Source organism: Kaistia sp. 32K, from assembly GCF_016629525.1.
Lineage (GTDB): Bacteria > Pseudomonadota > Alphaproteobacteria > Rhizobiales > Kaistiaceae > Kaistia.
On record NZ_AP024269.1, the window covers coordinates 1,389,909 to 1,402,008 of the forward strand.

The 12,100-nt window shown below is 68.4% G+C and carries 11 protein-coding genes; 2 read left to right on the plus strand and 9 right to left on the minus strand.

All coding sequences use genetic code 11. The annotated features are described in order from the left end of the window. Nucleotides 1-136 precede the first annotated feature (136 nt). Entirely contained in the window at nt 137-1,132 is a 996-nt protein-coding gene (locus K32_RS06140) for an MDR family oxidoreductase (RefSeq protein ID WP_371812970.1), read from the plus strand. 377 nt (nt 1,133-1,509) lie between these two features. Here K32_RS06140 and K32_RS24935 read toward each other — a convergent pair whose 3' ends face one another. The 6 genes from K32_RS24935 to K32_RS06170 all read right to left on the minus strand — a co-directional run bounded on the left by K32_RS24935 (nt 1,510) and on the right by K32_RS06170 (nt 8,579). After that, nucleotides 1,510-2,838, minus strand: coding sequence for a cell wall hydrolase (locus K32_RS24935; protein WP_201403175.1), 1,329 nt, complete (start codon nt 2,836-2,838; stop codon nt 1,510-1,512). Between the two features lie 147 nt (nt 2,839-2,985). Further along, the gene (gene ppdK / locus K32_RS06150) at nt 2,986-5,652 is read right to left on the minus strand and encodes a pyruvate, phosphate dikinase (protein WP_201403176.1); all 2,667 of its coding nucleotides are present in this window, start codon (nt 5,650-5,652) and stop codon (nt 2,986-2,988) included. A gap of 150 nt (nt 5,653-5,802) precedes the next feature. Continuing rightward, complete coding sequence (locus K32_RS06155; RefSeq protein WP_201403177.1) at nt 5,803-6,375, minus strand: GNAT family N-acetyltransferase; 573 nt, start codon at nt 6,373-6,375, stop codon at nt 5,803-5,805. 43 nt (nt 6,376-6,418) lie between these two features. Next, entirely contained in the window at nt 6,419-6,940 is a 522-nt protein-coding gene (locus K32_RS06160) for a tyrosine phosphatase family protein (protein WP_201403178.1), read from the minus strand. 128 nt (nt 6,941-7,068) lie between these two features. After that, nucleotides 7,069-7,686: an HD family hydrolase gene (locus K32_RS06165; protein WP_201403179.1), complete on the minus strand. Its 618-nt coding sequence runs from the start codon at nt 7,684-7,686 to the stop codon at nt 7,069-7,071. Then, nucleotides 7,683-8,579 (minus strand): folate-binding protein YgfZ, encoded by an 897-nt coding sequence (locus tag K32_RS06170; RefSeq protein WP_201403180.1) that lies wholly within the window; start codon nt 8,577-8,579, stop codon nt 7,683-7,685. Before K32_RS06170 ends, K32_RS06165 begins: the two co-directional genes overlap by 4 nt. 116 nt (nt 8,580-8,695) lie before the next feature. Here K32_RS06170 and K32_RS06175 point away from each other — a divergent pair, with 116 nt between their 5' ends. Beyond that, the gene (locus K32_RS06175; RefSeq protein ID WP_201403181.1) at nt 8,696-10,030 is read left to right on the plus strand and encodes a dihydroorotase; all 1,335 of its coding nucleotides are present in this window, start codon (nt 8,696-8,698) and stop codon (nt 10,028-10,030) included. Nucleotides 10,031-10,435: 405 nt separating this feature from the next. Here K32_RS06175 and K32_RS06180 read toward each other — a convergent pair whose 3' ends face one another. From K32_RS06180 to K32_RS06190, 3 genes are all read right to left on the minus strand, one after another. Beyond that, a complete protein-coding gene (locus tag K32_RS06180; RefSeq protein WP_201404376.1) occupies nt 10,436-10,846 on the minus strand; it encodes a VOC family protein in 411 nt (136 codons plus the stop codon). A 79-nt stretch (nt 10,847-10,925) separates the two neighbouring features. After that, on the minus strand, nt 10,926-11,606 hold the full coding sequence (locus K32_RS06185) for a hypothetical protein (protein ID WP_244669870.1): 681 nt from the start codon (nt 11,604-11,606) through the stop codon (nt 10,926-10,928). 143 nt (nt 11,607-11,749) lie between these two features. Beyond that, complete coding sequence (locus K32_RS06190) at nt 11,750-11,998, minus strand: hypothetical protein (RefSeq protein ID WP_018182523.1); 249 nt, start codon at nt 11,996-11,998, stop codon at nt 11,750-11,752. Between the last annotated feature and the right edge of the window lie 102 nt (nt 11,999-12,100).

Sequence of the window (12,100 nt, forward strand, 5' to 3'; positions counted from 1 at the left end):
TCGGCATGGATCGAATCGATGCCCCGCGCCTTATCCTTGAACCCTATCGAAGCGTCCTGGGACCTTATCGAAGCGCCATCCGCTTCCTATGATCAGGCGGACGCCGATGGCGTCGCCGCATAAAACTGCAAGGAGAATGCCCATGTCGTCCTTCAAGGCCGTCCTGATCGAGAAGGACGCCGGCGGGGCCCAGTCCGTCGGTTTCGGCACGCTGACCGACGCGGATCTGATGGAAGGCGACGTCACGGTCCGCATCGAGCGCTCGACCGTCAACTACAAGGACGGCCTCGCGATCACCGGCCGCGCGCCGGTCGTGCGGCGATTCCCCATGGTGCCCGGCGTCGATGGCGTCGGCATCGTCGAGCAGTCGAGCTCGCAGTCCTTCAAGCCGGGCGACCGGGTGCTCCTGAACGGCTGGGGCGTCGGCGAGCTGCATCTCGGCGCCTGGGCCGAGCGGGCGCGCTGGAAGAGCGACTGGCTGATTTCGCTCCCCTCCGGCTTCTCGCCGGACGAGGGCATGGCGATCGGCACGGCCGGCTACACGGCGATGATGTGCGTGATGGCGCTGGAGCGGCACGGCATCGGCCCCGCGGGCGGACCGATCCTCGTCACGGGTGCGGCGGGCGGCGTCGGCTCCGTCGCGGTCGCGCTGCTCGCCGGCCTCGGCTACCACGTCGTTGCCTCGACGGGGCGGCCGGAAGAGGCCGACTATTTGAAGAAGCTCGGCGCGGCCGAGATCATCGCGCGTTCCGAGCTGGAGGGCAGCGGCAAGCCGCTCGCGCGCGAGCGCTGGATCGGCGCGATCGACGTCGTCGGCGGCCAGACGCTCGCCAACGTCCTCTCCATGATCCGCTATGACGGCGCGGTCGCGGCCTGCGGCCTTGCCGGCGGCATGGAACTGCCGGCGACCGTCGCGCCGTTCATCCTGCGCGGCGTCACGCTCTACGGCATCGATTCCGTCTATGTGCCGAAGCCGGTCCGCGTCGCCGTCTGGGACCGCCTCGACCGCGACCTCGACCGCGCCAAACTCGCCGCGATGACGAAACGCATCGCCTTCGACGACGTCATCGACACGGCGCGCGAGATCGTCGACGGCAGGATCCGGGGCCGGATCGTGGTGGAAATCGGGTAGGGGCTCAGTCTGGCGGATGGGTGGATCCCGGCCTTCGCCGGGATGACGGCGGAGGGTGTGGGAGCGGTCAGGGCCAAAAGCCGTCTGGACCACCCCTTGGGTTTGGCACCATCTGTCAGGCTTCGGCATTGTCGCGTGAGGGGGCTTCGGCGGTACTGCCGCGAAAAGCCCAACAGCACCAGGCTCCCCATCTCCCCACGCTCGCCGTCATCCCGGCGAAGGCCGGGATCCATCCATTCGCGTTCTTGGGAAGTTCGACGCCCGACGCCGCGGCTGAATGGATCCCGGGTCAAGCCCGGGATGATGGCGAGGGTGAGGCGAGGGAGCGTGCTATCCTGCGGGCTCCGGGTAGAAGGAAAACGCGGCCTCTCGCCGCCTCAGATCCAGCCGCCGCCATAGGTCTTGTAGAAGACGTGGTGGCCGAGCTTCTGCATCTTCTTCATCGTCTTGGCCCAGCGCGGCCGGACATAGGTCGCGTGGTAGTGCGTCGACGAGCCGACGTCGGCGTTCCACCAATTGTCCTCGTTGAGCACGCGCTTGGCCAGCATCTGCGCCCGCTTCCACGACTCCATGTCGGTGATGCGGTCGGGGATGCCGTCGCAGGCGAACGAGAACTGGCAGGCGTTGCGCATGTCCTTGTTCTGGTAGACGACGCCGCAGACCGTCTTCGGATAGGCCGGGTTCTTCAGCCGGTTGATCACGACCTGGGCGACCGCGAGCTCGCCCTTCAGCGGTTCGCCGCGCGCTTCGAAATAGATCGCCGTCGCCAGGCATTTCTGCTCGGTCGCCGATCGCGCATTGGGTGGGATCTTGTTCATCACCCACCAATGGTCGGGCTTGCCGTCCTTGCCGATCGCGGTCGGCCCCATCGGCTTGCCGAGCAGCGCCTGGAAGGGCGCGCTCATCGAGCGGTCGATATCGGCCGGGGCATAGGCGGAGACCACGGCGCTGCCGTCGACGACATTGCCGGAGCCCTTCGCGCTCTTCTCGGCCTTGCCGGCGGCGCGCGCGAGTTCGTTGCGGCGGGGGATCGGCGCGATCGAAGCGAGCGCGACGACCGGTTTCGCCACAGCGTCCTTGGGAGCGGCGTCCTTCGAGGCATAGCGCAGCGCGCCGTCCGGCTGGGCGACGTCCTGCGCCGTGGCGAAGGCCATCTTCGGCACGGCGTTGGCGTTGCTGAAGGCGCTGGCGAGCTCCTGCCCCTTGAGCACGCCCGCCTTGAAATGCGCGGCCGAGGCGGCGCGCACGGGGGCGGGCTTGCGCAGCGCCACGGTGATGTCGTGCTTGCCGCCGCGATTGACCTCTGGCGGCGTGAATTCCGGGGCCGAGACGGGGCCTTGCACGACCACCTGCAGCTCGGGCTCGATGATCAGGCCGTCGCTCTTGACCTCGCCGGCGACGAGCTGGGCGGACGGCGGCGGCGAGACGAAGGTCGGCAGATAGGCTTCGCCCTTCTTCGCCGGCACGAGCCGGGCCAGCCAGCGCTGGCCGACCGGCAGGTCCTTGCCATAGGTGCTGGCGACGTCCTGCAGCGCGACCGTGGTCGACGAGAGCGCGAGGAGCCCGCTGGCGAGCAGGCCGGAGAGAAGCGCGATGCGATGGAACGAGGGTCTCGGGCGTCGCTTGCGCAGGGCAAGCCGGGGATCGCGTCCGAGATGGGCGCGGGATGCCATTGCCGTCGTCGGACGCCGCACGAGACCAGCCATGAGGGACGCAACTCCACGCGCACGAAACAGGAGGGACCAGTGTGGTTCGCCGGTCACGTGGCTTGAATCTGCGGCATTAACCTTGAAAGACGGTTAACGGCTCGTAAGGCGGGTTCGGGGAAGCGAAGCGGGAGGAGGGGAATTGGCTCAGTCTCTGTTTCGTAAGGCTGCCTGAGCGGCTGCCAGACGGGCGACGGGGACCCGGAAGGGCGAACAGGAGACGTAGTCAAGGTTAATTTCGGCGAAAAAATGGATCGAGGCGGGATCGCCGCCATGCTCGCCGCAGACGCCGAGCTTCAAATCGGGCCGCGTCGCGCGGCCGCGCACGCAGGCGATGCGGATCAGCTCGCCCACACCCTCGCGGTCGATCGAGGCAAAGGGATCGTGCGGCAGGATCCCGCGCGCCAGGTAGGTGTTCAGGTACGTCGCGGCATCGTCGCGCGAGATGCCGAAGGTCGTCTGCGTCAGATCGTTGGTGCCGAACGAGAAGAAAGTCGCCTCGCGGGCGAGCTCGCCGGCGGCGAGTGCCGCGCGCGGCAGCTCGATCATCGTGCCGAGCTCGTAGGGCGGGGCGCGGCCGTGCAGCTTCTTCACCAGCGCCTCGGCGGCGCGGATATGGCCGTTGACCAGGTCCAGCTCGGCCTTGGAGGCGATCAGCGGCACCATGATCTCTAGATCGACGGCGACGCCGGTCTGGTCGGCAACGTCGAGCGCCGCCTCCAGGATGGCGCGCGCCTGCATGGCGATGATCTCGGGGAAGGAGATGGCGAGGCGGACGCCGCGATGGCCGAGCATCGGGTTCGCTTCCTCGAGCGCATGCGTGCTGGCGCGGATCTTTGCCGGCGGGATGCCCATGATCGCGGCGAGCTCGGCGATCTCGGTTTCGCCCTTCGGCAGGAACTCGTGCAGCGGCGGATCGAGCAGGCGGATCGTCACCGGCAGGCCGGTCATGATCTCGAACAGCGAGGCGAAGTCGCTTCGCTGCATCGGCAGCAGCTTGGCGAGCGCGTCGGCGCGGGCCGCGTCCGTCTCGGCCAAAATCATCTCGCGCACGGCGACGATGCGGCGCGCGTCGAAGAACATGTGCTCGGTGCGGCAGAGGCCGATGCCCTCGGCGCCGAAGCCCCGCGCGGCGCGCGCATCGGCCGGCGTGTCGACATTGGTGCGCACCTTGAGCCGGCGGAAGCTGTCGGCCCATTCCATCAGCTCGGCGAAGGCGCCGGAGAGTTCGGGCTCGCGCAGCGGCACGGCGCCGACCAGCACCTGGCCGGTGCCGCCGTCGATGGTGATGGTGTCGCCGCGGCGGATGGTGCGGCCGCCCGACGTCAGCGTGCCGGCGTGGAAATCGACGCGGATCGTGCCGGCGCCGCAGACGCAGGGCTTGCCCATGCCGCGCGCCACCACGGCGGCGTGGCTGGTCATGCCGCCGCGCGTCGTCAGGATGCCGCGCGCCGCGTGCATGCCGTGCACGTCCTCGGGGCTGGTCTCGACGCGGACCAGGATCACCTTGCGCCCCTGCGTGCGGGCGATCTCGGCCTCTTCGGAGGTGAACACGACCGTGCCGCTCGCAGCCCCCGGCGAGGCAGGCAGGCCGCGTGCGAACAGGTCGCTGCCGGATTCCGGGTCGATCGTCGGATGCAGGAGCTGCTCCAGCATCCGCGGCTCGATCCGCGCCACCGCCTCGGCGCGGGTGATCAGCCCCTCATGCGCCATGTCGACGGCGGTCTTCAGCGCCGCGTGGATGGTCCGCTTGGCGGGGCGGGCCTGCAGCATCCACAGCCGGCCGCGCTCGATCGTGAATTCGAGATCGAGCATGTCGCGGTGGTGCTTTTCTAGCGCCGTGCAGACGGCGCGGAATTCGGCGAACACCTCCGGCATCGACGTTTCCAGCGAGGGCGCGTCCGAGCCGGTCTCGCGGCGGGCGATCTCGGTCAGGTCCTGCGGCGTGCGCATGCCGGAGACGACGTCCTCGCCCTGCGCGTTCGGCAGGAACTCGCCCCAGAGGATGTTCTCGCCGGTCGAGGGATGGCGCGTGAAGGCGACGCCGGTCGCCGAGGTCTCGCCGAGATTGCCGAACACCATCGCCTGCACGGTGACGGCGGTGCCGCCGCCGTCGGGCAGGTTGTTGATGCGGCGATAGGCTTTCGCGCGCGGATTGTTCCAGGAGCGGATGACGGCGGAGATCGCGCCCCAGAGCTGGTCGTCGGCCGCCTGCGGAAAGGGCTCGTCCAGCTCCTCGGCGACGAGCGCCTTGAACAGCGCGCAGACCGCCTGCCAGTCGTCGGCGTCGAGGTCGCTGTCGAGCGTATAGCCGCGCTCGAGCTTGTAATCCTCGAGCCGCTCCTCGAACACGCTGTGATCGAGCCCGAGCACGACGTCGCCATACATCTGGATGAAGCGGCGATAGCTGTCGAAGGCGAAGCGGCGATCGTCGGAGACGAGCGCGAGGCCCTCGACGGTCTCGTCGTTGAGGCCGAGATTGAGGACGGTGTCCATCATGCCCGGCATCGACACGGCCGCGCCCGAGCGGACGGAGACGAGAAGCGGGTGTTCGGGATCGCCGAAGCGATGGCCGGCGACGGCGGCGATGCCCTCCAGCGCGGCGGCGACCTCTCCCGCGAGCCCAGCCGGAAACGCGTCGTCGCCGGCCAGGAAGCGCCGGCAGAGCTCGGTCGAGATGGTGAAGCCCGGCGGCACCGGCAGGCCGAGCGCGCTCATCTCGGCGAGGCCAGCCCCCTTCGCACCGAGGATCTCCTTCAGCGCGGCGTCACCCTCGGCGCTTCCGCCACCAAAGGTGTAGACCCATTTCGTCATCTTGGCGCACGCTCCCGCGGCAACCGGCAGGAGCCGGCGCATGATCTAGCTAGATCAGGCTCTTGGTGCGCTGCAACACGAAAATATTGAAACAACTGCGCGCAGAGGGCCGGGACGGCTGCAATCTTGGCGCGCCGGCCGGATCCCGCGTCAGGCCGAAGCCTTTCGCGCGGCCCATTCCGAGGCGAGCACGGCATAGATGTATTCGTCGCCCCATTGGCCGTCGAAGCGGTCGTTCTGCACGAGATGCGCCTCGCGCCGGAGGCCGAGGCGCTCGACCACGCCGACCGATCCCCGGTTGGCGGCGTCGAGCCGCGCGAAGATCCGATGGAAGCCGAAGCGGACGAAACCGAAGTCGATCATCCGCGCCACCGCCTCGGTGGCATAGCCCTTTCCGGCCGAGGCGGGATGGAAGATGTAGCCGACTTCGCCCTGCAGCGCCGCCCGGCTCGCCAGCTTCAGCAGCGTCTCGCCGATGACGGCATCGTCGTCCTTCGTCACCACCGCCAGCCGGAACACGTCGCCGTCCGCCTCGAAGGGTGCTTGGAGCGTCGCGTCGAACTGCGCCCGTAGGGCATCGCCGACAGGCGGCGCGGCATAGAGATAGCGGTAGACCTCGGGGAGGGCGTGATAGGCGGCATAGGCGGTAAAATCCGCCTCGGCGAACGGCCGCAGCGTCAGGCGGTCGGTCGCGAGGGGGCCGTGCAAGTTTTCGAAGTTCATGCGGTCGGGAGGTTCCGGAGCTTGGTGCAGGATCTGGCGCGGATCAGCGCGCCAGGTCGAGGTCGAGCGAGAAGGGATGACCCTCGAAGGCGTCGCGGCCGCGGCCTATCGCCTCGACGGCGCTGACCATGCGGCCCCGGCGGCCGAGCACCTCGTCCGCCAGGCGGACCAGGCGCAAATTCGGCGTCGCCGAGGGCGAGCCGGCGCGAATCAGGGCGGCGATCTCCGCCTCGTCGCGCTCCGGGCGCAACGCGCAGACCGTGATGAAGGCAGCGGCGGTCGAGCGGCTGATGCCGGCGAAGCAATGGATGACGATCGGCTTTTCCGGCTTCCAGCCCTCGACGAAATCGAGCAGCGCCGTGACATGCTCCTCGGCCGGCGGCGTCATGCCTTCCATCGGCTCGAGGATGTCGTTGAAGGCGAGGAAGAGATGGCGGTTTTCCGGGATCGCGACGGGGCGCTCGACCGGGGTTCCGGCGTTGATCAGCGTCACCAGATGGCTGGCGCCGGTCTGGGCGACGGTGGCGCCGATGCGGGACAATGAGCAGACGTGAATGCGGGACATTGTTGTTCTCCTTGCACCTTCTCGGTGTGCGCTTCGCCGGCGACGGCAGGGCCGTCCCCGTGGCAGCTTGGGAGGAGCGCGGCGAACGCGCCCCCGGGAGGGTTATGTAGTGGGTCGAGCCGCCCGGGTCACGCCGAAATGGCGTTTGCCGCCCTCGCGCCGGCGAGCGCCTCGAAGCGCTCGAGGAAGATCCGCTGCGCCTCCGCCGTCGGCCAGGGATCGAGCGCCAGCTGCGAACGCAGGATGCCGCGCGGGCGGCCGAAGAACTTGGCCGCTTCCGTTTCGCTGAAGCCGGCGAGCCCTGTCGCCTCGAAGAAGGCGGCGACCCGGTCCGCAGCCTTGATCGCGTCGGTGAGGGCTGCGGGACGTTCGGCCGGCAGGCCGAAGCGTATATGGATCGCCGCCTGCAGCCGCGCCTCGACCGCCTTGTATTCGCCGCCGACCAGCGCCTTGAACGGCGAGATCATGTCGCCGACGACATATTCCGGCGCATCGTGCAGCAGCGCGGCGAGACGATCCGACTCGCTCAGCGACGGCTTGGCGAGCGCCGCGATCTGCTCGACCAGCACCGAGTGCTGCGCGACGGAGAAGGCATGCGCGCCGCTCGTCTGCCCGTTCCAGCGCGCGACGCGGGCGAGGCCATGCGCGATGTCGCTGATCTCGATATCGAAGGGGGAGGGGTCGGCGAGATCGAGACGGCGGCCGGACAGCATGCGCTGCCAGACGCGGGGGCGCGCGGGGCTCATGCCGCTCCCTCGTCGTCGCCGCTCGGCCAGCCGAAGCGGGCGAAGGGCGGCAGCGAGATGGCGAGCGGCACGCCCTCGGCGGTGACGGCGATGCCCTGGTCGAGCGCGCGGCGGGCGCGGTCGAGCCGGATCAGGCCAATGCCGCCCTTGCCGCTCTCCGTGTCATAGGAGCCGCCGAGCGTGCCGATCGGCTTGCCGTCGGCCTCGATCGGGCTGCCGGCGGGCGGCAGCGCGGCCTCGCTCGTCACCGCGACCGCGCGCCGGCGCGCCGTGCCGCGATGCTCCATGCGCGAGACGATCTCCTGGCCGACATAGCAGCCCTTGCGGAAATCGAGGCCGCCGAGATCGTCCATGTCGACATCATGCGGAAACGCGTCGCCGAAGGCGAAATCGCGGCCGCCCTCGGGGACGGTCAGGCCGGTGCGCCAGGCGTGGTAGTCCGCCTCCGAGGCTGCCGCATAGCCGTCGACGGCGACCGTTGCGTCGACGGGAAGGATGGCGCGGAAGCCGAGGGCGGCGAGGCGCGGATCTCTCGCGACCGGGCCTTCGATCGCGGGCAGCTCCTCGGAACCCCAGAAGGCATAGACCGCGTCGCTGTCGCTGCGATTGGCGATCTCGACCTTGGCGCGCAGCCGGTAGAGCGTCATCCGCTTCTGGAAGTCGGCGACGAGCGCGCGCGGCAGGTCGAACAGATAGCCGCCCTCGGTTGGCAAGATGATGAAATCAAACAGGATCTTGCCCTGGGGCGACAGCAGCGCCCCGAAGCCGGCGCCGGCGGATTGGACCGCCGCCATGTCCGTCGTGACGATGTTCTGGAGGAACGTTTCCGCCTCGGGACCGCCGATGAAGACGGTTCCGCGATCGGTGAGTTGGGCATATGACCCATTACGCATAGACATGGTTCCCATGCATAGGACGCGCTTGTGAAGTTGGCTCACCTTCCTTAAGCCGATGCTCGCGATCCGTCTTCAGGCTCAAGCGGATCGGCTGTGCACTGGGGAGGGCGGCCATGTCGGAAACCTACGAGTTTCTTTTTCGGAACGGAACGGTCGTCAATCAGGACGGCACGGGAACGCATGACATCGCCGTGCGCGATGGCCGAATCGCCGCCATCGGCGACGTCGACCCGCGCCGCGCCGGCAAGGTGATCGACTGCACCGGCCTGCATATATTGCCTGGCGTCGTCGATACACAGGTGCATTTTCGCGAACCGGGCGCCGAGCAGAAGGAAGATCTCGAAACCGGATCGCGCGGCGCCGTGCTTGGCGGCGTGACCGGCGTCTTCGAGATGCCGAACACCAACCCGACCACGACCACCGCCGAGGCGCTGGCCGACAAGATCGCCCGCGGCAAGCATCGCATGCATTGCGATTTCGCCTTCTGGGTCGGCGGCACGCGCGAGAACGTCAACGACATTCCCGATCTGGAGCGCCTGCCGGGTGCTGCCGGCATCAAGGTGTTCATCGGCTCCTCGACCGGCAACCTGCTGGTCGCCGACGATGAGGGCATCGCCGCGATCCTCTCGAAGACCCGCCGCCGCGCCGCCTTCCACTCCGAGGACGAGATGCGGCTCGAGGCGCGCAAGCCCTTGCGCGTCGAGGGCGATCCGTCCTCGCACCCGATCTGGCGCGACGCGATCGCCGCCATGCAGGCGACCGAGCGCCTCGTCTCGATCGCCCGCCGCGCCGGCGCGCGCATCCATGTGCTGCACATCTCGACCGCCGAGGAAATCGACTATCTGGCGCTGCACAAGGATGTCGCCTCCGCCGAGGCGACGCCGCACCACCTGACGCTTTCCTCCGAGGACTATGCCCGGCTCGGCACGCTCCTGCAGATGAACCCGCCGATCCGCGATGCGCACCACCGCACCGGCATCTGGAAGGGCATCTCGCAGGGCATCATCGACGTGCTCGGCTCCGACCACGCCCCGCACACGCTGGAAGAGAAGGCCAAGACCTATCCGGCCTCGCCCTCCGGCATGACCGGCGTGCAGACGCTGGTTCCGATCATGCTCGACCACGTCAATGCCGGCCGGCTGACGCTGGAACGGCTGGCCGACCTGACCTCCGCCGGCCCGGCGCGCCTGTTCGGCATGGCCCGCAAGGGCCGCATCGCCGTCGGCTACGACGCCGATCTCACCATCGTCGACATGAAGCGGCGCGAGACGATCACCAATTCCTGGATCGCGTCGCGCGCCGGCTGGACGCCCTATGACGGCAAGCGCGTCATTGGCTGGCCGGTCGGCACCGTCGTGCGCGGCCGCCGCGTCATGTGGGACGGCGAGATCACCGAGCCGTCGACCGGCGAGCCGATCACCTTCCTGGAAGCGCTGCCGCGCGGATAGCATCGCCTTGGCTTCGAGCCGGCCGCGCCTGCGCCGACGCAGGCCGGTCCCGTCTCGATGCCGGAAGGAGCGTGTGGGAGGCAGAGCGCCCCGCCATTCTCCCGAGTGTCTGGCCTCATCGAGGCCAGCGCGCGAAGTCTTGCTCCGGCGACCACCCACGCTCGCCGTCATCCCGGCCCCCGAGCCGGGATCCATTCAGCCGAGGCCTTGGGAGTTGCATTCGGCCAAGGGTGCGGCTGCATGGATCCCCGCCTTCGCGGCGATGACGGAGGAGGGCGGAACGACCCGATCCGCGCATCCTTGAGCCATCGCAACAGGATGAGTGTGGCGTTGTGCAAGATTTCCTCGAGGCGAGAGGTCAAGGAAGGTACTTCGGCCCCCCGCTGGAGGGGAGGTTCACGCCCCTCAGAGCGCTTCGATCACCACGGACTCGGCCGACCGCGTGGCGGGGCCGTGATGGACCGCCTCGATGTTGTTTCCTGCCGGATCGAGCAGGAACGCCGCGTAATAGTTCGGATGGTAATCGCGCAGGCCCGGCGCGCCATTGTCGCGGCCGCCCGCCTTCAGTCCCGCCGCGTGGAAGGCGTCGACGGTCGCCGGGTCCTTCGCCTGGAAGGCGAGGTGGCAGCGTCCGGTCGTCGGCTCGCCGGCCGTGACCGCGAGGTCGTCGGCGAAGAGCATGTTCTCGCCGTAGACGATCGGAACGCCGAGGACGCCCAGAACCGCGTCATAGAAGCGGCGATTGGCCTCGAAGTCGCTGACGACCAGCTGGACGTGATCGATCAGCCGTCCGCGATGGAATTGCATGCCTGCCATGCTTGTCATGATATTCCCCTATCGAGAGGATGGAACAAATCATGAACTTTACGCGACGTCAAGGCGGCGCGGCGGGGACTCAGTCGCCCGCTTCGAAATAGGTCCAGGTGCCGTCCGGCGCGATGCCGACGCGATAGAACAGGTAGGCGCCGAAGCTCTTCATCTCGTCATAGTCGGAGGAGGTGAGGAGGCGGAATAGCTCGACCATCTGCGGCGGCGTCAGCGCGTTGATCGGATAGCGCGCGAAATAGGGCCAGACATAGGCCTCCTGCGGCGTGCCGACATCGACATGGACATAGCCGGCGTCGAGGACCTCGCTCAGGATCGCCAGGATCTCGCGGCCTTCCGGATCGCCGGACTGCGACTTGAGAAAGGCGACCGGGTCCTTGTCCTGGTTGGCGTCGGCGCCGAGATTGGGCGGCGAGCGGTTGGCGTCGATGATCGGCTTCAGCTTCTCGATGTCGCCGGTCTTGGCCGCCTCGAGCAGTTTTTCGCGCAGCTGGCGGACCGGCTCCGGCAGCTTGGAGACGTCATATTCGATGACCGGCAGCGGCGCGTCGGGGGTGACCGGGGCGGGCGTGGCGGCCTGCTCGGCGTCATCCGTCGCGCCGACACTGTCCTCGTCGCTCGGATCCGGCTGGATGGTGATGCTCTGCGTCGGCACGCTCTTGCTTTCGCCGGCCACGAGGGCCCGGGAATGCGCCGTTCCGACCATCGTCATCGCGACCGCGATCCCTGCCACCGTCCAACGCCCAAGCATGCCTGCCTCCAAGAATTCGTCCGGAACCCGTCCGCCAGTCATAGACGACCGAGGGAGAACGGCCAAGCGCCGCACAGATGCGAAAAGCCTCGCCAGCGTCACCGCTGCGAGGCTCGTTGTCGACGGGTCAGATTGTCCGGGACCTACTGGATGGTCCGCTGCAGCGTGAATTCACCGCGGCGGACGCGGTCCGGCAGCGAGACCGCGAGATCTGCGACGGCGTCCTCGCCATAGGTGTCGATCAGGTCGGAAAGGGCGGCGAACAGCGCGGCGTGGGCCAGGATGTCGGGCTCGATGCCCTCGGCGATCGCCTCGTCCCAGGCTTCCGTCAGATAGGCGAGCGCCGCGCGCTTCTGTTCCGCAATTTCGATCTCGTCGTGATCGTGTTCCATAGGGTCGCCTGCTTTCCGCGTCACTTATGGGCAGAAATCGAATCGCCCTTGTTCGCAACGTAGCACGTGCTGATGCCGGCGGGCCGGGATCCTGAAGAAGGG

What these genes read in the sequence shown, in the direction of transcription:
- K32_RS06170 (WP_201403180.1), bottom strand. Translation starts at nt 8,579, where the DNA reads ATGCGTAATGGGTCATATGCCCAACTCACCGATCGCGGAACCGTCTTC.
- K32_RS06165 (WP_201403179.1), bottom strand. Translation starts at nt 7,686, where the DNA reads ATGAGCCCCGCGCGCCCCCGCGTCTGGCAGCGCATGCTGTCCGGCCGC.
- K32_RS06190 (WP_018182523.1), bottom strand. Translation starts at nt 11,998, where the DNA reads ATGGAACACGATCACGACGAGATCGAAATTGCGGAACAGAAGCGCGCG.
- ppdK (WP_201403176.1), bottom strand. Translation starts at nt 5,652, where the DNA reads ATGACGAAATGGGTCTACACCTTTGGTGGCGGAAGCGCCGAGGGTGAC.
- K32_RS06155 (WP_201403177.1), bottom strand. Translation starts at nt 6,375, where the DNA reads ATGAACTTCGAAAACTTGCACGGCCCCCTCGCGACCGACCGCCTGACG.
- K32_RS06140 (WP_371812970.1), top strand. Translation starts at nt 137, where the DNA reads ATGCCCATGTCGTCCTTCAAGGCCGTCCTGATCGAGAAGGACGCCGGC.
- K32_RS06160 (WP_201403178.1), bottom strand. Translation starts at nt 6,940, where the DNA reads ATGTCCCGCATTCACGTCTGCTCATTGTCCCGCATCGGCGCCACCGTC.
- K32_RS06180 (WP_201404376.1), bottom strand. Translation starts at nt 10,846, where the DNA reads ATGGCAGGCATGCAATTCCATCGCGGACGGCTGATCGATCACGTCCAG.
- K32_RS06175 (WP_201403181.1), top strand. Translation starts at nt 8,696, where the DNA reads ATGTCGGAAACCTACGAGTTTCTTTTTCGGAACGGAACGGTCGTCAAT.
- K32_RS06185 (WP_244669870.1), bottom strand. Translation starts at nt 11,606, where the DNA reads ATGCTTGGGCGTTGGACGGTGGCAGGGATCGCGGTCGCGATGACGATG.
- K32_RS24935 (WP_201403175.1), bottom strand. Translation starts at nt 2,838, where the DNA reads ATGGCTGGTCTCGTGCGGCGTCCGACGACGGCAATGGCATCCCGCGCC.